Annotated in this window: 21 protein-coding genes, 5 tRNA genes and 2 pseudogenes; 19 read left to right on the top strand and 9 right to left on the bottom strand. The window is 57.6% G+C overall.

The genetic code is table 11. The annotated features are described in order from the left end of the window. The first annotated feature begins 117 nt into the window (after positions 1–117). Entirely contained in the window at positions 118–1,524 is a 1,407-nt protein-coding gene (locus tag ABVN21_RS14110; RefSeq protein WP_339553233.1) for a DUF1254 domain-containing protein, read from the top strand. 53 nt (positions 1,525–1,577) lie between these two features. On the opposite strand, the gene ABVN21_RS14105 is transcribed toward ABVN21_RS14110, so the two are convergent. Continuing rightward, complete coding sequence (locus ABVN21_RS14105; protein WP_339553234.1) at positions 1,578–1,892, bottom strand: hypothetical protein; 315 nt, start codon at positions 1,890–1,892, stop codon at positions 1,578–1,580. Between the two features lie 154 nt (positions 1,893–2,046). Between ABVN21_RS14105 and ABVN21_RS14100 the strand changes: the two genes are divergently transcribed. Further along, a complete protein-coding gene (locus ABVN21_RS14100) occupies positions 2,047–2,841 on the top strand; it encodes an exodeoxyribonuclease III (protein ID WP_339553235.1) in 795 nt (264 codons plus the stop codon). A gap of 112 nt (positions 2,842–2,953) precedes the next feature. Next, on the top strand, positions 2,954–3,778 hold the full coding sequence (locus tag ABVN21_RS14095) for an arylamine N-acetyltransferase (RefSeq protein WP_339553236.1): 825 nt from the start codon (positions 2,954–2,956) through the stop codon (positions 3,776–3,778). A 78-nt stretch (positions 3,779–3,856) separates the two neighbouring features. Here ABVN21_RS14095 and ABVN21_RS14090 read toward each other — a convergent pair. Both ABVN21_RS14090 and ABVN21_RS14085 read right to left on the bottom strand, forming a co-directional pair. Then, positions 3,857–4,168: pseudogene (locus ABVN21_RS14090) on the bottom strand (BrnA antitoxin family protein). A 10-nt stretch (positions 4,169–4,178) separates the two neighbouring features. Next, positions 4,179–4,307 (bottom strand): annotated as a pseudogene (locus tag ABVN21_RS14085) (BrnT family toxin); the annotation flags it as partial. A gap of 253 nt (positions 4,308–4,560) precedes the next feature. On the opposite strand from ABVN21_RS14085, the gene ABVN21_RS14080 reads away from it, so the two are divergent. Next, positions 4,561–6,078, top strand: a complete 1,518-nt coding sequence (locus tag ABVN21_RS14080) for a nucleobase:cation symporter-2 family protein (protein WP_339553237.1) — start codon at positions 4,561–4,563, stop codon at positions 6,076–6,078. Positions 6,079–6,240: 162 nt separating this feature from the next. On the opposite strand, the gene ABVN21_RS14075 is transcribed toward ABVN21_RS14080, so the two are convergent. Continuing rightward, a tRNA-Asn gene (locus ABVN21_RS14075) sits at positions 6,241–6,316 on the bottom strand. Between the two features lie 227 nt (positions 6,317–6,543). On the opposite strand from ABVN21_RS14075, the gene ABVN21_RS14070 reads away from it, so the two are divergent. Continuing rightward, positions 6,544–6,774, top strand: coding sequence for a hypothetical protein (locus tag ABVN21_RS14070; protein ID WP_019649343.1), 231 nt, complete (start codon positions 6,544–6,546; stop codon positions 6,772–6,774). Here the strand turns inward: ABVN21_RS14070 and ABVN21_RS14065 are convergent. After that, positions 6,771–6,983: a hypothetical protein gene (locus ABVN21_RS14065; protein WP_034150899.1), complete on the bottom strand. Its 213-nt coding sequence runs from the start codon at positions 6,981–6,983 to the stop codon at positions 6,771–6,773. The genes ABVN21_RS14070 and ABVN21_RS14065 overlap by 4 nt on opposite strands. A 170-nt stretch (positions 6,984–7,153) precedes the next feature. Then, positions 7,154–8,350 carry an amino acid aminotransferase gene (locus tag ABVN21_RS14060; RefSeq protein ID WP_339553238.1) on the bottom strand — a complete coding sequence of 399 codons (1,197 nt, stop codon included), beginning with the start codon at positions 8,348–8,350 and terminating at the stop codon, positions 7,154–7,156. Positions 8,351–8,702: 352 nt separating this feature from the next. Here ABVN21_RS14060 and uvrB point away from each other — a divergent pair, with 352 nt between their 5' ends. Next, a complete protein-coding gene (uvrB, locus tag ABVN21_RS14055) occupies positions 8,703–10,718 on the top strand; it encodes an excinuclease ABC subunit UvrB (RefSeq protein WP_339553239.1) in 2,016 nt (671 codons plus the stop codon). 89 nt (positions 10,719–10,807) lie between these two features. Here the strand turns inward: uvrB and ABVN21_RS14050 are convergent, their stop codons facing one another. Further along, entirely contained in the window at positions 10,808–12,358 is a 1,551-nt protein-coding gene (locus tag ABVN21_RS14050; protein ID WP_339553240.1) for an MDR family MFS transporter, read from the bottom strand. Then, entirely contained in the window at positions 12,348–13,397 is a 1,050-nt protein-coding gene (locus ABVN21_RS14045) for an HlyD family secretion protein (protein WP_339553241.1), read from the bottom strand. The genes ABVN21_RS14050 and ABVN21_RS14045 overlap by 11 nt, the downstream gene beginning before the upstream one ends. A 233-nt stretch (positions 13,398–13,630) precedes the next feature. On the opposite strand from ABVN21_RS14045, the gene gltX reads away from it, so the two are divergent. The 13 genes from gltX to ABVN21_RS13980 all read left to right on the top strand — a co-directional run bounded on the left by gltX (position 13,631) and on the right by ABVN21_RS13980 (position 23,151). After that, a complete protein-coding gene (gltX, locus tag ABVN21_RS14040; RefSeq protein ID WP_339553242.1) occupies positions 13,631–15,112 on the top strand; it encodes a glutamate--tRNA ligase in 1,482 nt (493 codons plus the stop codon). A 235-nt stretch (positions 15,113–15,347) separates the two neighbouring features. Continuing rightward, a tRNA-Ala gene (locus tag ABVN21_RS14035) sits at positions 15,348–15,423 on the top strand. Positions 15,424–15,502: 79 nt separating this feature from the next. Beyond that, positions 15,503–15,578, top strand: a tRNA-Glu gene (locus ABVN21_RS14030). A gap of 53 nt (positions 15,579–15,631) precedes the next feature. Further along, positions 15,632–15,707 (top strand) — tRNA-Ala (locus ABVN21_RS14025). Between the two features lie 80 nt (positions 15,708–15,787). Then, positions 15,788–15,863, top strand: a tRNA-Glu gene (locus ABVN21_RS14020). Between the two features lie 183 nt (positions 15,864–16,046). After that, positions 16,047–16,586, top strand: coding sequence for a TetR/AcrR family transcriptional regulator (locus ABVN21_RS14015; RefSeq protein WP_223503124.1), 540 nt, complete (start codon positions 16,047–16,049; stop codon positions 16,584–16,586). A gap of 29 nt (positions 16,587–16,615) precedes the next feature. Next, the gene (locus ABVN21_RS14010; protein ID WP_339553243.1) at positions 16,616–17,449 is read left to right on the top strand and encodes an alpha/beta hydrolase; all 834 of its coding nucleotides are present in this window, start codon (positions 16,616–16,618) and stop codon (positions 17,447–17,449) included. 48 nt (positions 17,450–17,497) lie between these two features. Continuing rightward, the gene (locus ABVN21_RS14005) at positions 17,498–17,935 is read left to right on the top strand and encodes a thioesterase family protein (protein WP_223503122.1); all 438 of its coding nucleotides are present in this window, start codon (positions 17,498–17,500) and stop codon (positions 17,933–17,935) included. Between the two features lie 71 nt (positions 17,936–18,006). Next, positions 18,007–18,966: a tRNA-dihydrouridine synthase gene (locus tag ABVN21_RS14000; RefSeq protein ID WP_339553244.1), complete on the top strand. Its 960-nt coding sequence runs from the start codon at positions 18,007–18,009 to the stop codon at positions 18,964–18,966. Between the two features lie 119 nt (positions 18,967–19,085). Continuing rightward, entirely contained in the window at positions 19,086–19,532 is a 447-nt protein-coding gene (locus tag ABVN21_RS13995; protein WP_339553245.1) for an Hsp20 family protein, read from the top strand. A 243-nt stretch (positions 19,533–19,775) separates the two neighbouring features. Further along, positions 19,776–20,474: a DUF1266 domain-containing protein gene (locus tag ABVN21_RS13990; RefSeq protein ID WP_339553246.1), complete on the top strand. Its 699-nt coding sequence runs from the start codon at positions 19,776–19,778 to the stop codon at positions 20,472–20,474. Then, complete coding sequence (locus tag ABVN21_RS13985) at positions 20,471–22,111, top strand: J domain-containing protein (RefSeq protein ID WP_339553247.1); 1,641 nt, start codon at positions 20,471–20,473, stop codon at positions 22,109–22,111. Before ABVN21_RS13990 ends, ABVN21_RS13985 begins: the two co-directional genes overlap by 4 nt. Continuing rightward, the gene (locus tag ABVN21_RS13980; protein WP_339553313.1) at positions 22,054–23,151 is read left to right on the top strand and encodes a DUF805 domain-containing protein; all 1,098 of its coding nucleotides are present in this window, start codon (positions 22,054–22,056) and stop codon (positions 23,149–23,151) included. Before ABVN21_RS13985 ends, ABVN21_RS13980 begins: the two co-directional genes overlap by 58 nt. Here the strand turns inward: ABVN21_RS13980 and ABVN21_RS13975 are convergent. Beyond that, the gene (locus ABVN21_RS13975; protein ID WP_339553248.1) at positions 23,148–24,839 is read right to left on the bottom strand and encodes a molecular chaperone HscC; all 1,692 of its coding nucleotides are present in this window, start codon (positions 24,837–24,839) and stop codon (positions 23,148–23,150) included. The genes ABVN21_RS13980 and ABVN21_RS13975 overlap by 4 nt on opposite strands. Positions 24,840–24,920: the final 81 nt, after the last annotated feature.

Here is a 24,920-nt window from a genome sequence, read left to right as displayed (position 1 = left end):
CGCAACACCTCGGCCAACCGATGGTCCGTCTGTCAGGTCTTGTTCATTTGATCGTCTAGAGTTCCGATAGCTCTGCCGAACCCGGCAGATCTCCCCATCGCACGGACGATCGCCAACATGTTGATAACTCAAGCATTGACAGCCATTGCCATCACCGTTGCCACTGCCGCCATGTTTCCGCTAGCCAGTCAGGCACAATCGAAAATCACACCCGAAGAAGCTCACGCCATTGGCGTTGAGGCCTACGTTTATTTCTACCCCTTGTTGACCATGGACATCACCCGCAAGCAGTTCACCAACATCGAACCGGGCAAGGAATTCGGCAAAGGCCCGATGAACATGTTTGTGAGTGTGCCGCAGTATCCGCCCGCGGATTTCAAAGGGGTGGTGCGCTCGAATTTCGACACCTTGTATTCCATCGCCTGGCTCGACTTGACCAAGGAACCGCTGGTCATCGCCGTGCCGGACACCGCCGGGCGCTTCTATTTGCTGCCCATGCTCGACATGTGGAGCGACGTTTTCGCCTCACCGGGCTGGCGCACCACGGGAACCGATGCCGCGCAATTTCTGGTGACGCCACCGGGCTGGACGGGTACGGTGCCGGCCGGGCTCAATCATCTGCCGGCGCCGACGCCTTTTGTCTGGGTCATCGGCCGGACCAAAACCGACGGCGCGGCGGACTATGCGGCGGTGCACAAAATCCAGGCCGGCTATACCGTGACGCCATTGTCGCGACTGGGTAAAGAAGCTGAGCCGGTCAGCGTCAAAATCGATTCGTCAGTCGACATGAAAACGCCGCCGAAGATTCAGGTCGACTCGCTGTCGGCGGCTGACTACTTCGCCTACGCCGCCGAATTGCTCAAAGTGCATCCGGCCCACAGCACGGATCAGCCGATGCTGGCGCAGATCAAGCGCATCGGTATCGAGGCCGGCAAATCGTTCGACATGGATGCGCTGGAACCTGAGGTCAAAGCGGCGCTCGAGACCGTGCCGGCTGAATCCCTGGGCCTGATGAAATGGAAGGTGGAAACCCTGGCGCGCGTCGTCAACGGCTGGTCGATGAATACCGACACCATGGGCGTGTACGGCAACTACTACCTCAAACGCGCGATCGTCGCCCAGGTCGGGCTCGGTGCCAATTTGCCCGAGGATGCAATTTATCCCTTGAATATGGGCGATGAGGCCGGCAAGCCGCTCGATGGTAGGAACAAATACGTGCTGCATTTTGCCAAGGGTGACACGCCACCGGTGAACGCTTTCTGGTCGATCACGCTGTACGACCCTGAAGGGTTTCAGGTTGGCAACGGGCTCAATCGCTTTGCGGTCAGCAGCTGGATGCCGTTCAAGAACAACGCCGACGGCTCGCTGGATATTTATTTGCAGAACGAAAGCCCCGGCAAAGACCTTGAGGCCAATTGGCTACCCGCGCCCAAAGGGCCGTTCAACCTGACGATGCGTTTGTATGGCCCCAAGGCTGAAGCGTTGAACGGCAAATGGAATCCTCCGGCGGTCAGGCAGATTTAGCTATCCGGTGGGAGGCAGCCGATGGTTACTCACCATCGGTTGCCTTTACGCGTTCAGCTGCCCGTCCCGCCGCCAGCACCACCGGTGCCACCACCGCCCGATCCGGTTCCACCGCCGGCGCCCGATCCCGATCCCGAACCGCTGGAACTGCCCGCACTGCCGCTCGATGAGCCCGTCGCACCACCGTCGCCGGCGTTGCCACCAGAAGGCGCGGAGGGGGTATTGTCCGGCGGCATGACAGGGCCGCTGGTCGCTCCGGATTTGGTGCCCGTCGCATCGGCGCCATCGCCAGACGCTGCGAAGCTTGCCATGGACGCCGCAGAGAGCAATCCGGCCAACAGCAGCGAAGTACATTTGATGTTCATCATGGTCCGTCTCCATAAATGAGTCGTTACCTGATGTTGGTGTGAAGGGCAGGGTGGATGGTGCCGGCGGGATGACGAGCGGCAGGGTGCTAGCCAACGCAACCACCGGCAGCCATCGAGGTCACAGCCTAAACACCCCGCAACAGGAACGCTGGCCATGAAAAAATTGCGAATCGCAACCTTCAATGTCAACGGTATGCGCGCGCGGTTGCCGAATCTGTTGACCTGGCTTGAGCGCGAGAAACCGGACATCGCCTGTTTGCAGGAGCTCAAATCAGTGGACAGCGCATTCCCTGCCGCCGAGCTTGAGGCCATCGGCTACGGTGCGATCTGGCAAGGGCAGGCGTCGTGGAACGGGGTGGCAATTCTGGCGCGGGATGCGCAGCCGCTGGAAAGTCGACGAGGTCTGCCGGGCGATGACAGCGACAGTCACAGCCGCTATCTGGAAGCCGCCGTGCATGGGGTTTTGGTGGGTTGCCTGTACCTGCCCAATGGCAACCCGCAACCGGGGCCGAAGTTCGATTACAAATTGGCGTGGTTCGAGCGGCTGATCAATTACGCGCAGGCGCTTCAGGCCAGTGAACATCCGGTGGTGCTGGCCGGCGATTACAACGTGGTGCCCACCGATCTCGACATCTATAACCCGCGCTCCTGGCTCAAGGACGCCTTGCTGCAACCTGAGAGTCGCGAGTGTTATCAGCGATTGCTGGATCAAGGCTGGACCGACTCCCTGCGACACCTATATCCGGAAGATCGGCTCTACACCTTCTGGGATTATTTTCGCCAGCACTGGCAGAAGAACTCCGGGTTGCGCATCGATCATCTGCTGCTCAATCCGGCCTTGAGTCCTTATCTACAAGAGGCTGGTGTCGATGCCTGGGTGCGCAACGAACCGCATGCCAGCGACCATGCGCCCACTTGGATTCAATTGGGCTCGCGCAAGCGTCGTTGATTTTTAGAACCGGGCGATTGGCTAAATCAATTGTCGGCGACACCACTTCATCCCTTATACATAGCGCCCACTGGCGGAGCGATCCGCAGCCTCCGTGCATAAGGACTGAACGATGAGCGAGCCACGCCTGACGAACCGTGCGTCATACCTGCAACGCCTGGGCTTTGATGCGCCTCCGGCGCCGACCCTGGACACCCTGCGTCAACTTCAATCACGCCATACCGGCGCTTTCCCGTTTGAAAACCTCACCACGCTGTCGGGCGAACCGGTGCTGATCGACCTGCCATCGATAGTGCAGAAAGTCCTGCGCGATGGGCGCGGCGGTTACTGCTACGAACTCAATAAACTCTACCTGGCCTTGCTTCAAGAGCTGGGTTTCGATGCACGAGGCATCAGCGGTCGCGTGGTCATGGGCCAGCCCGAAGGCGCCTGGACCGCACGCACGCACCGCCTGAGCCTGGTGACGCTGGACGGCGTACGCTACATCACCGACGTAGGCTTCGGCGGCATGGTGCCCACCGCGCCGCTGTTGCTCGATACCGCAGATGAACAGTCCACCCCTCATGAGTCCTATCGCATCGAACAGCACGCCGATGGCTACACCCTTCGCGCACAAGTCGCTGATGAGTGGCGCGCGATGTACATCTTCGACCTGCAACGCCAGGAAGACATCGATTACACCGTTGGCAACTGGTACGTCTCGACCCACCCCGAATCATCGTTCGCCAAACAACTGATGGTGGCGCGAACCGGGGAAGGGTGGCGACGTACGCTCAATAACGGCAGCTTTGCGATTCATCGCCAGGGGCATGACAGCGAACGTCGGCAAGTGGACGACGTGCAAGCATTGATCGACCTGCTGGAACGCGAGTTCGACATTCGTGTACCGACGAATGCAACGTTGATGCGCACACTTGAGCGATTGATCGCGTCGTAATAAACAAATCATCGTGCACACAAAAAAGGGGCAGATTGAATCAACCTGCCCCTTTTTTGCGCGTGCTCATGGCCGAACTTAGGGTTCCAGCACCCGGTGAATTTCGTTGAGGGCTTCTGACAGTTTCTTCTCCAGACTTTTCAGCTCGGAGGTGGTGATCCCTTTTTTCAGGTGTTTGGCAGTGCTGGATTCTGCTTTGTCTGGCTCGGTCAGCAACGCCCGGCGCAGAATGTTGTTGATCGCTGTCTGGTAGCCATAGCCCTCGCATTCCGCGAGTGCACGTGCCGCTTCGATAACGACGTCATCGAGCATGATGGTGATGCGGGTCTTGCCTTTGCTGGGGGCAACTGCCCCACGCTTGGCATGGCTGAAGTCCTACTCGTCTTTCATCTTTGCCGTAAAGCCCCGTGATGATCCAGCGTTGTTCATCATGATCATCGTCCTGATCTGTGTCAGCGAGGCTGATCCCATGGTGCTTGAGTTTGGTTACGTTCTTTGCTTTGTGATACTGAATTTCGAATGACTTAATTATGCATACTTTATATGTATATGAAGGAGGACGATCGAGACCGATGGTCGCCAGGAATTCAAAAGATTAGTGGGTGCAGGAGAATGGGTCGGATGGATTTTTCAAGGTTTATTTCGATTTGCCGCTTGGTGGCACACAGTCTGCATGACCGACCGTTCATAATTTGAATGGCAAGTTGTATACAACTCTATAGACATTTGTCCTAAGTCTTGAATACAGTGTGCGCATAACAAAAACCAGGGAACCCCCTAACATGAAAACGCCCCATGTTTCACACCAACGGCCCGAAGACGAAAATCTCGGGGTCGGCGCGAATATGGCTTACGGCCTGCAACATGTTCTGACCATGTACGGTGGCATCGTCGCGGTGCCTTTGATCATTGGCCAGGCTGCCGGGCTGTCGCCGGCGGACATTGGTTTGTTGATTGCTGCTTCATTGTTTGCGGGGGGGCTGGCCACGTTGCTGCAAACCCTGGGTCTACCGTTTTTCGGTTGTCAGTTGCCGCTGGTACAGGGCGTATCGTTCTCTGGCGTCGCGACCATGGTGGCGATAGTCAGCAGTGGCGGCGAGGGCGGGTTTCAGTCAATTCTGGGGGCGGTGATAGCTGCGTCCCTGATCGGGTTGCTGATCACGCCGGTGTTCTCGCGAATTACCAAGTTCTTCCCGCCGCTGGTCACGGGCATCGTGATCACCACCATCGGCCTGACGCTGATGCCGGTGGCCGCGCGTTGGGCCATGGGCGGCAACAGCCGTTCCCCCGAGTTTGGCAGCATGGCGAACATCGGTCTGGCGGCGGTGACGCTGGTACTGGTGCTGTTGCTAAGCAAGATTGGCAGCGCGACCATCTCTCGTCTGTCGATCCTGCTGGCCATGGTCATCGGTACGATCATCGCGGTGTTCCTCGGCATGGCGGATTTCTCCAATGTCACCCAGGGCCCGATGTTCGGCTTCCCTACACCGTTCCATTTCGGCATGCCGACCTTCCACTTTGCCGCGATCCTGTCGATGTGCATCGTGGTCATGGTGACCCTGGTGGAAACCTCGGCCGATATCCTGGCCGTTGGTGAAATCATCGGCACCAAGGTTGACTCCAAACGCCTGGGCAACGGCCTGCGTGCGGACATGCTGTCGAGCATGATCGCGCCGGTCTTCGGCTCCTTCACCCAAAGCGCCTTCGCCCAGAACGTCGGGCTGGTGGCGGTGACCGGGATCAAGAGCCGCTTCGTGGTGGCCACTGGCGGTTTGTTCCTGGTGCTCCTCGGCCTGTTGCCGTTCATGGGGCGGGTCATCGCGGCCGTACCGACCTCCGTTCTCGGTGGTGCCGGTATCGTGCTGTTCGGCACCGTGGCGGCCAGCGGCATTCGTACGCTGTCCAAGGTCGATTACCGCAACAACGTCAACCTGATCATCGTCGCGACCTCCATCGGTTTCGGCATGATTCCGATTGCCGCGCCGAACTTCTATGACCACTTCCCGAGCTGGTTCGCCACGATTTTCCATTCCGGCATCAGTTCCTCGGCGATCATGGCCATCGTGCTCAACCTGACCTTCAACCACCTCACCGTCGGTAACTCCGATCAACAGTCGGTGTTCGCGGCCGGTACCGAGCGAGTGCTGCGTTATCAGGATCTGGCGGCATTGCGTGAAGGGGATTACTTCAGCGACGGCAAGCTGCATGACTGCGACGGCAAGGAAATTCCGGTGGTTGAGGCAGACCACGGGCATGGTGAGCCACGGGCGGCACATGCGAAAACCAGTGAGCATGTCTGACGGTTCACAAGCTTAAGATCAACAGACTGCAGCCTGCGGCAGCTCCTACATGAGATCGCGTTTCTCTGTAGAGCTGCCGCAGGCTGCAATCTTTTTACTTTTCCATCGCCCACAAAAAAGCCCCTGAATCTTTCGATTCAGGGGCTTTTCGATATTGCTGTCTGGCTCCACGACCTGGACTCGAACCAGGGACCCAGTGATTAACAGTCACTTGCTCTACCAACTGAGCTATCGCGGAATGGCGCCTATGTTACTGATTCAAAAAGAGAAGTCAAGCATCTGATAGTAACTTCACGGTTTCATCGGGACGGACGGTGGTTTATCGGTGATTGGCGGTTATCAGAATCGCCTCATGGGTCTACCATGGCCGCCCGGAAGTGGTTACACGCGCTACCGTCCATTCGCCGAAAAGGTACGCGTCATGAATCATCCAGCCATCACCTATCGAAACCACGGGGTGCGCGCATGAGCATCGCCCAGATCAGCCTGCCCAAAGGGGTAGGGCCGCACGCAGAAAAACTGTTCGACGCCATCACTCAGGCTAGCACCGCTGACGAATTAAATCGCGCGGGCGGCAAGGCCGAGGGTTTTGTCCTGGGTTTGGAAAGCACCAAGGCGATCAAGAGTCAGGTCGCTGAATCGCTGTACGTCGCTTATGACGATGCCGCCAGCCAACGTGCGAGCGAGTTGGCTTAACCGCCGAAAGTGATCGTGCCCATCATCAGTTTGGCGTAGAGCGCCGTGGCGCCCAGTTGCACCAGCCACAGCGCCAGACCACCGAGAAACACGCCGGCAGCGACTTGCATCACCAGGTTGTTGCCGCGTTGTTTGGCTGGGGTGCGAGGAGTAAAGCGGTCCAGGTCGTCAAGGTCATCGCGGTCAGCGCGAAGGTCATCGTTTTTCATATCGGCTCTCATAAAAATCCGGATTACAGCCTGTAGGAGCCAGTTCAAACCGGCTCCTACAGGGGAGATGTGTGCAGTTTAGAGGGGTGGGGCAACGCTTTGAGATTTATCTGTGACAAATAAAAAACGGGAAGCCAAAAGGCTTCCCGTTTTTCGTATCACGACGCGGTTCAGATCACCTGAACAATCGCATCCGTCACAGCCTTGATGTTGCTCTGGTTCAAAGCAGCCACGCAGATACGGCCGGTGTCCAGGGCGTAAATGCCGAACTCGTTGCGCAGACGGTGAACCTGCTCAACGCTCAGGCCGGAGTACGAGAACATGCCACGCTGACGACCAACGAAGCTGAAGTCACGCTGCGGTGCGTTTTTCGCCAGGGTTTCGACCATCTGGGTGCGCATGCCGCGAATGCGCAAGCGCATTTCGGCCAGTTCCGCTTCCCACTGGGCGCGCAGTTCCGGGCTGTTCAATACCGCAGCAACGATGCTCGCACCATGGGTTGGCGGGTTGGAGTAGTTGGTACGGATTACGCGTTTGACTTGCGACAGCACGCGCGCGCTTTCTTCTTTCGATTCGCTGACGATCGACAGGGCGCCAACGCGCTCGCCGTACAGTGAGAAGGATTTGGAGAACGAGCTGGAAACGAAGAAGGTCAGGCCCGACTCAGCGAACAGGCGCACGGCAGCGGCGTCTTCGTCGATGCCATCGCCAAAGCCCTGGTAGGCCATGTCGAGGAACGGCACGTGACCTTTGGCTTTCACCGCTTCCAGGACGTTTTTCCAGTCCGCCGGGCTCAGGTCGACACCGGTTGGGTTGTGGCAGCAAGCGTGCAGCACAACGATCGAGCCGGACGGCAGGGCGTTCAGGTCTTCCAGCAGGCCTACGCGGTTCACGTCATGGGTCGCGGCGTCGTAGTAGCGGTAGTTCTGCACCGGGAAACCGGCGGTTTCGAACAGTGCGCGGTGGTTTTCCCAGCTCGGATCGCTGATCGCCACGACGGCGTTCGGCAGCAGTTGCTTGAGGAAGTCGGCACCGATTTTCAGGGCGCCAGTGCCGCCAACGGCCTGAGTGGTGAGAACGCGGCCGGAAGCGATCAGTGGCGAATCATTGCCGAACAGCAGTTTTTGCACGGCCTGGTCGTAGGCAGCGATGCCGTCGATGGGCAGGTAGCCACGGGAAGCATGTTGAGCGACGCGAATGGTTTCGGCTTCGACAACGGCGCGCAGGAGTGGAATTTTCCCCTCCTCGTTGCAATAAACACCGACTCCCAGGTTCACCTTATTGGTACGGGTATCGGCGTTGAATGCTTCGTTGAGGCCCAGGATTGGATCGCGTGGTGCCATTTCGACAGCGGAGAACAGGCTCATTTTTGCGGCGGCTCTGAATGGAGAATGGAGGGACGTGTCGCGCTCCAGCCGAATGCACTAGAGCGGTGCACAAACGGGGAGCTAGTATAGAGGCCATCCGCGATTGATGGCGACAGACGAATCCGCTTTTAAGGTAAGTTTTTCAGATTATTTTTCGACCGTTAGTCGAATGGCGTCGTCAAAGACTTCAAGGGATGTAGGGCGTTTGCCTTGAAAGCGAGGGCAATCGGCTCCACATTGAGCACAATCCAGTTTTTTCCTCGGGCGACGTACGTCGTTTGCAGCCTTTCTCGTTCCCGCCGGTTTGACTGTGCAGGGGCGAATCCCTGCTCCGAGAACCGAGAGGTACTTCATGTCTGAATTCCAGCTTGTCACCCGCTTCGAGCCTGCCGGCGATCAGCCGGAAGCCATCCGCCTGATGGTCGAGGGAATCGAAGCTGGGTTGGCGCACCAGACGCTGCTCGGTGTGACCGGCTCGGGCAAGACCTTCAGCATCGCCAACGTCATCGCGCAGGTTCAGCGTCCGACCCTGGTACTGGCGCCGAACAAGACCCTGGCCGCGCAGTTGTACGGCGAATTCAAGGCGTTCTTCCCGAACAACGCCGTCGAATATTTCGTTTCCTATTACGACTACTACCAGCCCGAAGCGTATGTGCCGTCGTCGGACACCTTTATTGAAAAGGACGCCTCGATCAACGACCACATCGAACAGATGCGTCTTTCCGCGACCAAGGCATTGCTGGAGCGCAAGGACGCGATCATCGTCACCACAGTGTCGTGCATCTACGGTCTGGGCAGTCCGGAAACCTATCTGAAGATGGTTCTGCATGTGGATCGCGGCGACAAGCTCGATCAACGTGAATTGCTGCGGCGTCTGGCTGACCTGCAATACACCCGCAACGACATGGAATTCGCCCGGGCGACGTTCCGTGTGCGCGGCGATGTGATTGATATCCACCCGGCGGAATCGGATTTCGAAGCGATCCGCATCGAACTGTTCGACGACGAGGTGGAAAGCCTTTCCGCATTCGATCCGCTCACCGGCGAAGTCATCCGCAAACTGCCGCGTTTTACCTTCTACCCGAAAAGCCATTACGTAACCCCACGGGAAACGCTGATGGGTGCCGTCGAAGGGATCAAGGTCGAGTTGCAGGAGCGGCTGGAATACCTGCGGTCCAATAACAAACTGGTAGAAGCCCAGCGCCTTGAACAGCGCACCCGTTTCGACCTGGAGATGATCCTCGAACTGGGCTACTGCAATGGCATCGAAAACTACTCGCGTTACTTGTCCGGCCGCGAAGCTGGTGCGCCGCCGCCAACCCTTTACGATTATCTGCCGGCAGACGCGTTGCTGGTGATCGATGAATCCCACGTCAGCGTGCCGCAGGTTGGCGCCATGTACAAAGGCGACCGATCCCGTAAAGAGACCCTCGTGGAATACGGTTTCCGTCTGCCCTCGGCGCTGGATAACCGACCGATGCGTTTTGACGAGTGGGAAAGCATCAGCCCGCAAACGATTTTCGTATCGGCAACACCGGGCAACTACGAAGCCGAGCACGCCGGGCGCGTCATTGACATGGTGGTGCGTCCGACCGGGCTAGTGGACCCGCAAATCGAAATCCGCCCGGCACTGACTCAGGTCGACGACTTACTGTCGGAAATCAGCAAGCGCGTCGCTCTGGAAGAGCGGGTGCTCGTCACCACGCTGACCAAGCGCATGGCTGAGGATTTGACCGATTACCTGGCCGACCACGGCGTGCGCGTGCGTTACCTGCACTCGGATATCGACACCGTGGAGCGGGTCGAGATCATCCGCGATTTGCGCCTTGGTACCTTCGATGTGCTGGTGGGGATCAACCTGCTGCGCGAAGGCCTGGACATGCCGGAAGTGTCGCTGGTGGCGATTCTCGATGCCGACAAGGAAGGCTTCTTGCGTTCTGAGCGCTCGTTGATCCAGACCATCGGCCGCGCCGCGCGTAACCTCAATGGCCGGGCGATTCTCTATGCGGATCGCATCACTGGTTCCATGGAGCGCGCAATCGGTGAAACCGAGCGCCGTCGGGACAAACAGATCGCGTTCAACCTGGCCAACGGCATCACGCCCAAAGGCGTGTTCAAGGACGTTGCCGACATCATGGAAGGCGCCACCGTGCCGGGCTCGCGCAGCAAGAAGCGCAAGGGCATGGCCAAGGCTGCCGAGGAAAGCGCCAAGTACGAAGCGGAATTGCGCTCGCCGGGCGAGATCGCCAAGCGCATCAAGGCGCTGGAAGAGAAGATGTATGCGTTGGCGCGTGATCTCGAGTTTGAAGCGGCGGCGCAAATGCGCGATGAGATTGGCAAGTTGCGAGAGCGGTTGATCACCGTCTGACCTTGTAGGAGCTGGCTTGCCAGCTAAGGCGGCGTAACGGCCACCATCGATTCGCTGGCAAGCCAGCTCCTACAGGTTTGGCGGTGGTCTCAATGAGCCTCGCCAGCCTTGAGCCCCGCCGGCAATTTCCGAGTCATCAACACTGCCAACATGCTGATCCCCAGCGCAATCCCGACAAAATGAAACGCATCGTTATAGGCCATGATCGACGCCTGCTGATGGGCGATCTCACTGAGCTTGCCCAGCGCCGCCGTTTCGTTGCCGAGCCTGTCGGTCAATGACGCCAGGCGTTCGGCCACCTGCGGGTTGCTCGGCACGATGGATTCGCGCAAATAATCAAAGTACGTCTTGGTCCGCGCATCCAGCAGCGTTGCGAGCAGGGCGATGCCGATCGCACCGCCGAGGTTGCGCAGGATGTTGAACAGGCTCGACGCCGAACCCGCATCCTGGGGCAGGATGTAGGTGGTGGCGATCAGCGAGATGGTCACCATGATCAGCGGCTGACCCATGGCGCGGAGCAACTGGATCTGGTTGAACTGCGGCCCGGCGAAGTCCGGATTCAGTACGCCCGAAAAGAAGCTCGCCATCCCGAACAGCGCGAAACCTAGCGTACACAGCCACTTCGGCGAGATGTACTTCATCAGTTTGGGCACCAGCGGTATCAGGAACAGCTGCGGCACGCCCATCCACATGATCACTTCGCCGATTTGCAGGGCGTTGTAGTTCTGGATCTGCGCCAGGTACAGCGGTAACAGGTAAATCGAACCGTACAATCCGACCCCCATCCCGATGCTGGAAATACTCGATAAGCCGAAGTTGCGGTTGCCAAGGATGCCGAGGTTGATCAGCGGATTGGGTTTGGAAAACTGCACGATCACAAAGGTGATCAGACTGATCAGGGCGATGCTGCCGAGGGTCACGATCAGGTCCGATTCCAGCCAGTCCTTGCGGTGGCCTTCCTCCAGAAACACCTGCAAGCAGCCGAGACCAAGGCCGAGGGTGACGATACCGGCGTAATCGGTGCTTTTCAGCAGTTCCCAGTGTGCTTCTTTCTTTTCCAGGCCGTACATCAATCCGGCGATCATGATCAGCCCGGGCGGAACGTTGATGTAGAAGATGTATTCCCAGCCCCAGTTCTCGGTCAGCCAGCCCCCCAGTGTCGGGCCGATCGAAGGCGCGAAGGTGGCGGTCATGGCAAACATCGCCATGCCTTTGGCGCGGTGGTGTTCGGGAAGCTTGATGAGGGTGAGAGTGAATGCCAGCGGAATCAACGCGCCACCGGTGAAGCCCTGCAAGGCACGAAAAACGATCATGCTTTCCAGGCTCCACGCCATGGAGCAGAGCAACGATGCAGCGAGAAATCCGAGCGATACCCACACCGCCAGCCGTCGCGCTGACAACAGCTGCACCAGCCACGCGGTCAGCGGGATCATGATGATTTCCGCCACCAGGTACGAGGTGGAAATCCACGAACCTTCTTCGAGAGTCGCCGACAGCGCGCCCTGAATATCTTTGAGCGACGAGTTGGTGATCTGGATGTCGAGCACCGCCATGAAGGCGCCGAGCATCACGCTCATTACCGCGATCCAGTCCCGCCGTGTCGGTTCCCCGACCGGGCGGATCAGTTGATCACCGGCCATCGTCTGCGGTGTCTTTGATGTTCACTGTGGCGGTGACTGACATGCCCGGACGAATCTTGCCATGCAGGGGATTGTCTGCGGCGAAGGTCAGTTTTACCGGAATCCGTTGTACGACTTTGGTGAAGTTGCCCGTGGCATTGTCCGGCGGCAGCAGGCTGAATTGCGCACCCGAAGCGGCGAACAGGCTGTCGACGCGTGCCTCGATGGGCGTGTCGCCGTAGGCATCGAAGGTTAGTTCGGCTTTCTGGCCGGGCTGCATGTGGCCGATTTGGGTTTCCTTGAAGTTGGCCTGAATCCAGATGTCTTCATCGGGCACGATCGACAGCAAATAGGCGCCGGCTTGCACGTATTGGCCTTCGCGGGCGGCTCGCTGGCCGATCAGGCCGCTGATGGGTGCGTGGATTTCGCTGCGGGTGAGGTTCAGCTCGGCCTGGGCCAGCTCGGCCTTGGCATTGGCGATCTGTGCGTCGAGGCGCTTGATTTCGGCAGTGAGCGCATTGACTTGCTGACGCTGGCCCTGGGCATCCGCCTGGGCCTTGGTCAGTTGCGAGCGGGCAATGTGATTGTCGGCGGAGAGGGTGGTGACCCGTTCTTCGGAGACGTAGCCGGGTTTGCGCAAGGTCTCGGCCCGGTTCAAGTCGATCTGCGAGCGACTCAGGCTTGCCTGAGTGGATGCCACTTGCGCATCGCTGGCAGCGATCAGGCTGGCCTGTTGTGTCAGTTTGCTCTGGGCTTGCAGGCGTTCGGCCTGGCGGGTGGCAAGTGCCGCGTTGGCACGGTCGACGGCGAGGTGGAAATCATCGCCTTCGAGCTGGATCAGCAGTTGGCCTTTCTCGACATGCTGGTTGTCCTGGACCAATACCTTGTCGATGCGAGCACCCAACTGGCTCGACACTCGGGTGATCTCGCCCTGGACATAAGCGTTGTCAGTGCTTTCATAAAATCGTCCCTTGAAAAACCATTGGGCAAAGAAGCCCCCGGCAACCAGCAGGATGATTAACAGGAAAATGGACAGGCGACGCTTGAGTTGGGCAGGCATGGGGCAAACTGTAGTCGAGAAATTGTCAGGAAAGTTATCAGCAGGAGAATCTGGCATACAGCCGATAAACGGTAAATGCCATCGGCTGATATTCGGCCATTCACCGCGGCATACGGGCGTTGTAGACGCAACCTTGGCTTAAATGCCCTGTTCACTGGAGCCGGGCGGGTGTCGCCTGTTACCATTCGGCTCTTGTTTGAAGTTCGCTTTCTATTCTTTTGTTGAGACTTGCCATGACCACCGTCCGCACGCGCATCGCGCCATCGCCTACCGGGGACCCCCACGTAGGTACCGCTTACATTGCATTGTTCAACTACTGCTTTGCCAAGCAGCACGGCGGTGAGTTCATCCTGCGGATCGAAGATACTGACCAGCTGCGTTCGACCCGTGAGTCCGAACAGCAGATTTTCGACGCCCTGCGCTGGCTGGGCATTGACTGGAGCGAAGGCCCGGACGTTGGCGGCCCGCACGGTCCATACCGTCAAAGCGAGCGCGGCGAGATTTATCAGAAGTATTGCCAGCAACTGGTCGAGATGGGGCACGCCTTTCCGTGCTTCTGTACCGCTGAAGAGCTGGACCAGATGCGCGCCGAGCAAATGGCTCGCGGCGAAACCCCGCGTTACGACGGCCGTGCGCTGCTGCTGTCGAAGGAAGAAGTGGCGCGCCGGCTCGCTGCTGGCGAACCGCACGTGATCCGCATGAAAGTGCCGAGCGAAGGCGTCTGCGTGGTTCCGGACATGCTGCGTGGCGACGTGGAAATCCCGTGGGATCGCATGGACATGCAAGTCCTGATGAAGACCGACGGCCTGCCGACGTACTTCCTGGCCAACGTGGTCGACGACCACCTGATGGGCATCACCCACGTTTTGCGTGGCGAAGAGTGGTTGCCATCGGCACCGAAGCTGATTTTGCTTTACGAATACTTCGGCTGGGAACAACCAGAGCTGTGCTACATGCCGCTGCTGCGTAACCCGGACAAGAGCAAGCTGTCCAAGCGCAAGAACCCGACTTCGGTGACCTTCTACGAGCGCATGGGCTTCATGCCGGAAGCGATGCTCAACTACCTGGGCCGCATGGGCTGGTCCATGCCGGACGAGCGCGAGAAGTTCTCGCTGCAGGAAATGGTCGACAATTTCGACCTCAAGCGCGTTTCCCTCGGCGGGCCGATTTTCGACATCGAGAAATTGTCTTGGCTCAACGGTCAGTGGCTGCGCGACCTGCCGGTGGAAGAATTTGCCGCGCGCGTGCAGAAGTGGGCGTTCAACTCCGAGTACATGATGAAGATCGCCCCGCACGTGCAGGGTCGGGTTGAAACCTTCAGCCAGGTCGCACCGCTGGCCGGGTTCTTCTTTGCCGGTGGCGTGAACCCGGATGCGAAGCTGTTCGAATCGAAGAAGCTGTCGGGCGATCAGGTTCGTCAGTTGATGCAGTTAATCCTGTGGAAGCTGGAAAGCCTGCGTCAGTGGGAAAAGGACAGCATCACCGCAACGATTCAGGCGGTAGTCGAATCCCTTGAACTGAAACTGCGTGACGCCATGCCGTTGATGTTTGCTGCGATCACCGGCCAGGCCAGTTCGGTGTCGGTGCTCGATGCGATGGAAATCCTAGGTCCGGACCTGACGCGTTTCCGCTTGCGCCAGGCCATCGATCTGCTGGGTGGCGTGTCGAAGAAAGAAAACAAAGAATGGGAAAAGCTCTTGGGTGCTATCGCCTGATCCCACGTGCCTGACCTTGTAGGAGCCGGCTTGCAGGCGAAGCGACCTTGCAGTTGCATCGATCCTGCGGCCGCCATCGGTGGCAAGCCAGCTCCTACAGTTGAGTGAAACCCCGATTTTTCGGGGGGAGGGCGGTAAGTGATTGTTATGTCGGCAAAAAATTTTAAATTTTTTGAAAAATAAGTTTGACAGACTTTCGTTGCGCCCTTAAGATTCGCCCCGTCCTCAGCGATGAGGGGCTATAGCTCAGCTGGGAGAGCGCTTGCATGGCATGCAAGAGGTCGACGGTTCGATCCCGTCTAGCTCCACCAATTTACACTTCAAGGTCTGGCCACACCGGCCTTGAAGCGATCAACACTCAGCGTTGATCAATTGTATAGAAGGGTTTGCGTCCCCTTCGTCTAGTGGCCTAGGACACCGCCCTTTCACGGCGGTAACAGGGGTTCGAGTCCCCTAGGGGACGCCAGTTTTACAGAAGCGATGTTGCAAGATGTCGCTCCGCCGCGAGGCGAAAAATCCGGGGCTATAGCTCAGCTGGGAGAGCGCCTGCATGGCATGCAGGAGGTCAGCGGTTCGATCCCGCTTAGCTCCACCAATTTTACAGTTCAAGGCTTGGCCACACCGGCCTTGAATCGATCAGCTCTCAGCACTGATCAGTTGTATAGAAGGGTTTGTGTCCCCTTCGTCTAGTGGCCTAGGACACCGCCCTTTCACGGCGGTAACAGGGGTTCGAGTCCCCTAGGGGACGCCACGATTACCCGCTCTGCGGGATTTTATAAGGGTCATTCAATTATTGAATGGCCCTTTTGTTTGTCTGGCGTTTGGCCAAATCCCCCATTTCTTTCAAACTCTTCTTCAGACCAGCGGTCACATCCACGACTTGCAGAAAATTATTATGAGAATAATATTCTAGTCGTAATATTCGGAGGCAACGATGAACGATAAAAAAGCTCAAACCCGCGAACGCATCCTCAAGGCTGCCAGCGCTGCGCTGATTCAGCGCGGACCGGCCGAGCCGAGCGTTGGCGAAGTGATGGGCGCAGCCGGCCTGACGGTCGGCGGCTTTTATGCGCACTTCGAAAGCAAGGACGCCATGATGCTTGAAGCGTTCAAGCAATTGCTGGGTCACCGTCGTGACCTGATTGCCGACATGGATGCCGAATTGACCGGTGAAGAGCGTCGCACGCTGGTAGCAGCGTTTTATCTGTCACGCAAACACCGTGATTCCAGCGAGTCTGCGTGTCCGATTCCGGCATCGATCGGTGAGCTTGGACGCCTGCCTGATGCGTTTCGAATCGCGCTGAATGAACACATGGAACTGATGGTCGCGCAGTTGGCGGCCAGTCCTGAAGACACCGACAAAGCGCTGGCCGATCTGGCCTTGATGGTGGGCGGCCTGGCTCTCGCACGGGCGCTGGGGCCTGGTGACTTATCTGATCGATTGCTACGCGCCGCCAAATCGGCGGTGCGCTGACCTGAAGGCTGCGGCCTGGGGAGAATGCGATGAGCACGTTGAAGTGGGTTCGTGGCGTTAATGGCACCTTGGGTTGGTTTGCCCCGAAACTGGTGGCGAGCAAAATGCGACTGGCGTTCATGACGCCGCGAGATTTTCCACCGCGTGACTGGGAATTGCCGCTGCTGGCCAAGTCCGAACGGATTACCTTGCGTTTCGGCCTCTCGGCGTTGCGTTGGGGGCAAGGTCCGGCGGTGTTGCTGATGCACGGCTGGGAAGGCCGGCCAACGCAATTTGCCAGCCTCATCACCGCATTGGTCGATGCCGGTTACTCGGTGGTGGCGCTGGACGGCCCGGCGCATGGCAGATCGCCTGGCAGTGAGGCAAACGTGGTGTTGTTCGCCCGGGCCATGCTCGAAGCCGCCGCCGAATTGCCACCGCTGCAAGCGGTCATCGGCCATTCCATGGGCGGTGCCAGTGCCATGCTTGCCGTGCAATTGGGTTTGCGCACCGAAACCCTGGTCACCATTGGCGCTCCGGCGCGGATTCTCGGTGTGCTGCGCGGTTTTGCTCGCTACGTGAGGCTGCCGCCGAAAGCTCGCTCGGCGTTCATTCGCCAGGTCGAGAAAGATGTAGGCATGCGCGCTGCGATGCTCGATGTCGCTCACTATCAACTCGACATGCCCGGCCTGATCGTGCATGCCGAAGACGACAATTTTGTCTCGGTAAAGGAATCGCAGTTGATCCATGAAGCCTGGTTCGATAGCCGCCTGTTGCGCCTCGAAGAGGGCGGTCATCAGCGAGTGCTGGCCGATCCTCGGGTGATTGATGGCGTGATATCACTGCTGACGGGACGCAGTTTGCAATCGCGCCAATCGGCCTGAGCATCCGTTACACTGCCCCGGTCGAAATAATCTGACCGGGAGTGAGGCATGGGCTGGGATCGGGCAACGCCATTTATCATTGATTTGCAAGTGGGCGCCGAGGACATCGACGGGCTGGGACACGCCAATAATGCGGTGTATGTGACCTGGCTCGAACGCTGTGCCTGGCGCCACTCTCAACGCTTGGGGCTGGATCTGGTCGAGTATCGCCGGTTGGATCGCGCGATGGCGGTGGTGCGTCATGAGATCGATTACCTGGCGGCCGCTTATGAAGGCGATGAGCTGCAATTGGCGACCTGGATTGTCGATTGGGACCAGCGCCTGAAGATGACCCGGCATTTCCAGTTGAAGCGTCCCAGCGACAATTCGACCTTGCTGCGGGCGCAAACCACTTTTGTTTGCATCGAACTGTCCAGCGGCAAGCCCAAGCGCATGCCGGCTGAGTTCATCGAAGGCTACGGCCCGGCCATTCAAATCCCTGCCTGACACAACCCCCTGCGGCAGCTCCTACAGAAAACAAGTAAACTGCCGCACGTTTTTCGTTGAGTGTGTTTTTCATGCAAATTGCTTTGGCGCCCATGGAGGGGTTGGTCGACGACATCCTGCGCGACGTGCTGACCCGAGTGGGCGGCATTGATTGGTGCGTAACCGAGTTCATTCGTGTCAATGATCAGCTGCTCACGCCTGCCTATTTCCACAAATTCGGCCCGGAATTGCTGAATGGTGCCCGCACCGCTTCTGGTGTGCCGCTGCGTGTGCAACTGTTGGGCTCCGATCCGGTATGCCTGGCGGAAAACGCCGCGCTCGCTTGCGAACTGGGCTCCGAAGTGATCGACCTGAATTTCGGCTGCCCGGCCAAGACTGTAAACAAGTCCCGTGGTGGCGCAGTGTTGCTCAAGGAGCCTGAGCTACTGAACCAGATTGTCGAGCATGTCCGTCGCGCCGTTCCGGCGCACATCCCTGTCACCGCCAAAATGCGTCTGGGTTTCGACAGCCCGGACGGCTCGCTGGTTTGCGCCACCGCGCTGGCCGAGGGCGGTGCGGAGCACATCGTGGTCCACGCACGGACCAAAATGGACGGTTACAAGCCGCCGGCGCATTGGGAGTGGATTCCAAGGGTGCAGGACGTGGTGAAGGTCCCGGTGTTCGCCAATGGCGATATCTGGAGTGTCGAAGACTGGCGCCGTTGCCGCGAAATCAGTGGTGTAGAAGACATTATGTTGGGCCGCGGCCTGGTCTCGCGCCCGGATCTGGCCCGGCAAATCGCGGCGGCTCGGGCCGGTGAAGAGGTCGTGGAAATGAGCTGGGCCGAGTTGCTGCCGCTGATCCAGGACTTCTGGCTACAAGCCAAGGCGCAGATGACGCCACGCCAATCTCCAGGTCGTTTGAAGCAGTGGTTGGCGATGTTGACCCGCAATTATCCCGAAGCCGTAGAGCTGTTCACTGTCCTGCGTCGTGAGACGGAACTGGATCAGGTTTCACGTTTGCTGGGTCTGCAAGTGGCTGAAGCCGCCTGAAAAATCTCAAAAATATCTCTTGAAAACTAATCAGCGGTCCTTATCTAAGGGTTACGCGATGCCGAATTCGGGTCGCGGAGACAAAAAACCTTGCTGATTGTTTTCAGGAGATTTGAATCATGACTACTGCATTTTCCCTGGCCCCACTGTTCCGTTCCTCGGTAGGTTTCGATCGTTTCAACGACCTGTTCGAAACCGCCCTGCGCAACGAGCCAGGCAGCACCTATCCACCCTATAACGTCGAAAAACATGGCGACGACCACTACCGCATCGTCGTGGCAGCGGCCGGTTTCCAGGAGGATGACCTGGAGCTGCAAGTCGAGAAGGGTGTGCTGACCATCAGTGGTGGCAAGCGCGACGCCAATGAAGGCGTGACCTTCCTGCACCAAGGCATCGCCCAGCGCGCGTTCAAACTGTCGTTCCGACTGGCCGATCACATTGAGATCAAAGCTGCTGGCCTCAGCAATGGCCTGTTGAGCATCGACCTGTTGCGCGTTGTGCCGGAAGAGGCGAAAGCCAAGCGCATCCCGATTAACGGGACGCAAAAGCCAGCTCTGCAAAACTAAGTCAGAGCAATTACGAAGGGCGCCAATGGCGCCCTTTTTTGTACCTCGGCGGGAAACGGTCATTTGAAGAAATACATTCGATTAAGCGTGCAGTGGCCCAATAAACAAAGGCTTCGGTGAGTCCGAAGCTTTTGTATTTCGGTAAAAATGCCGATGCGGATTTTGCCGCTTTACGACGGCTTCCCTACAATCCGCGCCAACTTTGCCGACCCCCATTCAGCCCGGTTGGCCTGGAGCGTTTCCATGGAAGAATTACACCAACGTTGGCTGTGCGGTCTCTCAGCACCAATGGTTGCCCTTAATCCTCGTGCCAGTTACGGCGATCCCTACTTTTACTCCGATCCTCATTTCATTGATCTGCAAAGCAGCTGGTCCATCGGCGACCGGCTGCAACTATTGAGCATGCTCGAAAGGATGACTGATGACGGTCATGCCTCGCATCTCGATGGTGCCTATCGGGCATGGCAGCGCTGCCTGCCGAGCGAGTGGCAGGTTTTGCTTGAATCACTCAAGCCCCGTGATCGTGACTTGTACGAGTTCGCCAGCCGCACTTACGGTGGTTGTGGGCCGGGCGGTATTCGGGCCTGGGATTTGGGGCGCATGGGGTTTCTTTTGCGTTGCGGCTTGCGCAATGAGTGGATCGATCTTGCCGAGAGTCTCTGGTTACATGGGCGTCTTGCGGCAAGGGCGCAATATCATTACGGCAGTTGGTTTTCCTATCTGAACGGCTTTTTGGCCGGTCATGCATTCTGGAGTTGCCTGGGTAACAGTGATGAGCTTGTCGCCCACGAGCTCGATCGCCAAGGCGAGGCGTCGGGGAGTGCTCTCATTGCGCGCGCCCTTGCTCGCGATATCCCGACGTACCTGGTTGATCTAAATTGGGACATGGACCTTCAACCACCGCAACGCCCAGCGTCCTTAGAGGAGTTCGAGTGGTCATGAGCTGTTGGATACGCTTGGGGATAGAACCTACCGCAGACGAAGCGCTTATTCGAAGTGCCTACCGCGCGCGTCTGCCGGAGCACCACCCGGAAACCGATGCCGAGGGATTTCAGGCGCTGCGGGAAGCTTATGAGAGCGCAATACGCCTGACTCGAGATGACGAGGTTGGCCTCGAAGAGGAGGCGTTTGATGACGTTGAAGTACCGCAGACCATCGTAGATTTTTACGCGTTACTTGAGAGTCCAGAGCGACGCTACAACCTAGAGGCTTGGCGAGCGTTTGTTCGATCATTAGATCAGCTGCCACTAAATGTTCTTGATGACATTCGCTGGGGACTGTTCCATGGGTTAGTCGATGCCGGCCCGTTGTCTCACCGTTGCGTGAATCTGTTGGCGCAGCGTATGGCGTGGGATCAACAGTTGCGGGACTTGGAGTTTGATCAGGCCAGGCAAGTGGAAGTAATCCTGAATCGCATCAAAGACCCCGATCCGTTCGATACGAGTTTGATGGATGAATGGCCCGTGCATGCGCAGATAGAGGCGCTATGGTACGCCCGCAAACTCGATTACCTGTTTGAACATCGTTCGCTCAATGAATACAAATATTTTGCCTGCCAGCACACGTGTTTGCCGTTGCCTGCGGAAGATGCCTTCATCAAGCGGCTGCTGGTGCAATTTACCCAGGCCGGGATCGGTAATGAGGCCTGGTTGCAGCTTTGTGTCGAGCAAAACCGACAAGCGCCGAGGGATGTTGACTGGCTTTATTTATTGGCTTGTCAATACCACTTGCTGGGGCTGGAAGATCAAGCACTAACCTGCTGGATCCGACTTTGGCAGGAACATCGACACCCGAAGGCCGAAAGTCGCTTGCTGGAAATCTGCTCCAGGCGCCAGCCGGATTTTCTCCCGCTATTGATTCAGGCATTTGATCGTCTGGAAAACTTCCGTGACTGGTCCCAGGACCTTGATGACGTTACTCAGGAATACGGTAGTCCCTCACAACGCCCAGAAACGCTCGCCCGTTGGCTTGGCTTCGGGCAGCTTCGTTTGCAAGGATTGGCGGCTGCCTTCCTTGGCTGGCGGATGACGGGAGACGAACTCCCTTTATTGGCATTGCTCCTCGCAGAACACGAAGATTCACGGCTACAGCACCTGTATCGACATGCGTGGGCGTTGCATCGCGCTGACGCGGGCTTGCTGCAGCAGATACTGGATGAAGCACACCCGATCGACTCTCTGGAAAGTTTGGTGTTCAGCGGTTTCAGATATCAAGCAGAGCAGCAACTCTGCTGGTTGACTCAGGCACCTCTCCCGCTGGCAATGAAAGCATTTCTCGACAGTCGCTTACCTGATCCTCAACTGCCTGAGGTACTCAAGACGGGAGAACCGCACCAAGTCTGTCGTCTGTGGCTGAGCAGGATGCGTGTCTACAGCGGTTGCGCGCTAGAGCGAATAGAGCAGTTTTTTGCCCTTGAGGATCTGAACGCAGCCGCAAAATTGCAGAGTTTGAGCTTGCTGGCCAAGCTAGGCCGGCAAGGAGTGGTGTTACCGGTCATTGCGCAAGGGGAAGCTGCTTGGCGATGGCACGTCCAGACGATGTTCCTTTTAGCGCTGCTCGATCAGCCAGACGTTGGCTGAAAATGATCAATGCCAAGACTCTGGAACGATTGGATATCTACCTAGGCCACCCCTTGAACAGCATCCTGCCGTTGTTGCGACGGCTACAGCGTGAGCAGGCACATTTCGGCGGGTTGCTTGGGTGGCTGCAGGGTTGCGATCCTGTTCAAGGCTTGCTCGCACAGCAACTTTCAAACGTGCAACAAGTACTCGACAGTGCAGTTTTGCCTAACAACTCGCTTTTATATTGTGCTGTCGAAAATCATCCTCAAGCGTGTGGGGAGGATTTGCTGGGGCTGATGCTGCTCTGGGGAGTGCTGTATCACGACCCGAGTTTAAGCGCCGAGCAACATCGGGCACTGTTGCAATCCATTGCCTCAATCACTTGTGAAGATGAGTGGTTCGAAGCGTTTCGTGATGGCCTGGTCAAAGGCGAGCCAGAGTATCCGTCACGCAAAGTGGTGATGGACCTTAGGGCAGACACATTGCTGGTTCATGAAGTCCTCGACACCTTGCGAGCGCTGGTTCGCCATGGTTCTGCCGGCGTCCAGGGGATGAGATCTCTGCGGAGGTTACAGCGCGCTAAAGACGATGACACGAACAGCGTTAGCCTGCGTCTTGCGCTGAGTGCCTTGTTGTCATGGTCCGAGCGGCTGCTGTTGGTCAAGAGTGAAAGCCAGCCAGCGCCATCCGCTGCTATTTGGCGTTTGGGTACGCGATTGGGACGAAAGGCGTTTATCGGACAGGTGTTGGGCAATGTGATTGTCACTTCGATCGTAGTATTGCTCAGTGGCACGCTGACCGCCGCAATCGCCATTTGCCTGCTGGGCTTTGCGTTTTTGTTCAGTGCGGTTCTACGTCGATTGCATGACATGGGCCGTGGCATTGCGTCACTATTGATTTTTGGCTGCGTGTCATCGGTGTTGCCGTTCCTGCCCCTGCTGTTGTTCGTCGTTCGCGGTGACGATCTGCCCAATCGTTATGGAGTATCACCGGGCAGCGTCGGTGGCGACAAGCTGGCCGGTGGTTTGCAAGCCAATTTACGAGGAGCGCAAGGTTAGAGGCCCAGTTGGTCCAACGCTTTATTGAGTTGTATTCGATGGCTGGCAATTTCATATGATTGCTGGCCGCCGAGCACCGCGGTGTACGCATCAAGCCATTCGGCAATTTGTTCACGGTCCTTGCCCATGCTCTGAATCCAGGCTCGATCCAGTCGTGCCAGCAATGTGCGGTTGGGCAGCGCGTCGCGCGGGTGAATTTTTAGTGAAGTGAGTCGTTCATGGCTTTTTTGTCGTGATTGCTGATCGAGCCCGGTGGGGCTGCGATCGATGTTGTGATTGTAGCGTTCACCGTTGTTCAGGAAGGTCACGTCGACTTCGAGCAGGCCGTTGATGTCGTAACTGAATCGCACGTCCAGCTCTTGAATCTGCTCACTGGGTGTCATGGGTATATCGATGGCTTCAATGAAAATATTGTCTTTCACCCATGGCCGTTCACCCTGATAGACCGCGATGCGTATTTGATCCTGCTTCGGATGGGTGGTGTAAAAGCGTTGTGCCCGGGAGGTTGGAATCACGGTATTTCGTTCGATGATCGGTGAGAAGGCGCCGCTGACGTCTCGGCCTCGACTGGTGGAGATACCCAGCGTATATGGGCATACGTCGGTCAGGATCAGTTCTTCGATCGCTCCGTCGCGGGCTTTGCAAGCCGCTTGGGTCGCGGCGCCCAAAGCGACAATGGTGTCCGGATCGAGGTGGCTATATGGCAGGCGCCCAAATAGCTTGGCAACTATCTGCTTCACGGCAGGCATGCGCGTGGCGCCACCGACCAGCACCAGACTATCGAGGTCGTGGGGTTTGAGGCGGGCATCGCGTAGGGCCTGTTCGATGGGCGCCCGCAATCGGGTCAGCAGAGGCTCCCAGATTTTCAGCGCACAGGTTTCATCAACTGACCATTCATGGAGCTCGCCATTCCCTTGCCATTTAAGGTGCTGGGCACCCTCGGTGAGTTTGCATTTGAGTTGCTCAAGGGCGTCTTCGAGGTTGGCCAAACCTTGAGCGTCGACCATTTGCGGGGAGAGTTGCCAGTTCTTGAGACAAGCCTGCAACAAGGCAGCAGTAAAATCTTCGCCCCCCAAAAAGTTGTCACCGGTAGAGGCATGGACTTCAATCAGCGGTAGTGCGTATTCCAAAACCGTGACATCAAAAGTGCCTCCGCCCAAATCGAAAATCAGCGTTCTTTCGGACTTTTGCTTGTGCAGTCCATATGCCATGGCCGCGGCGGTCGGTTCGTTGATCAGGCGTGATACGGACAAGCCCGCCAGTTCGGCGGCAAATAGCGTGCGTTTGCGTTGTTCATCACTGAAATAGGCTGGTACTGAGATCACTGCCTCATGTACCGGGTGGCCCAACCATGCTTCAGCATCCTGTTTGAGTGAACCAATAACCAGCGCTGACAGTTCTTCCGGACTGAATTGTCGACGGCCGAGTTCGAATCGTTTGTCACTGCCCATGAAACGTTTGAACGCCGCCACCGTTCGTTCCGGGTGGGTGGTGAGGCGAGCACGGGCGGCTTTGCCGATCAAAATGCTGTCGTCCTCATCAAGGCTGACTACTGAGGGTGTGAGAACATCGCCAAGAGCATTGGGAATCAACTGCGCCCGACCGTCAAGCCAAAGGGCAATCAGGCTATTTGTGGTTCCCAGGTCGATACCCAGCAACGCCGGGCGGGGAGGTGGTGCATCTTGCATGTTCTATCTCTTTGATACAGTGCGAAAAAAGAGACCCTACAGTCTGCATCGCACCCCCACCAGCAGTACATTGGTTACACC

It is taken from the genome of Pseudomonas sp. MYb327 (assembly GCF_040438925.1).
In the GTDB taxonomy this organism is placed as follows: Bacteria; Pseudomonadota; Gammaproteobacteria; order Pseudomonadales; family Pseudomonadaceae; genus Aquipseudomonas.
The sequence above is the reverse complement of the archived record's forward strand: the minus strand, read 5'-3'. Positions and strand labels throughout refer to the sequence as shown.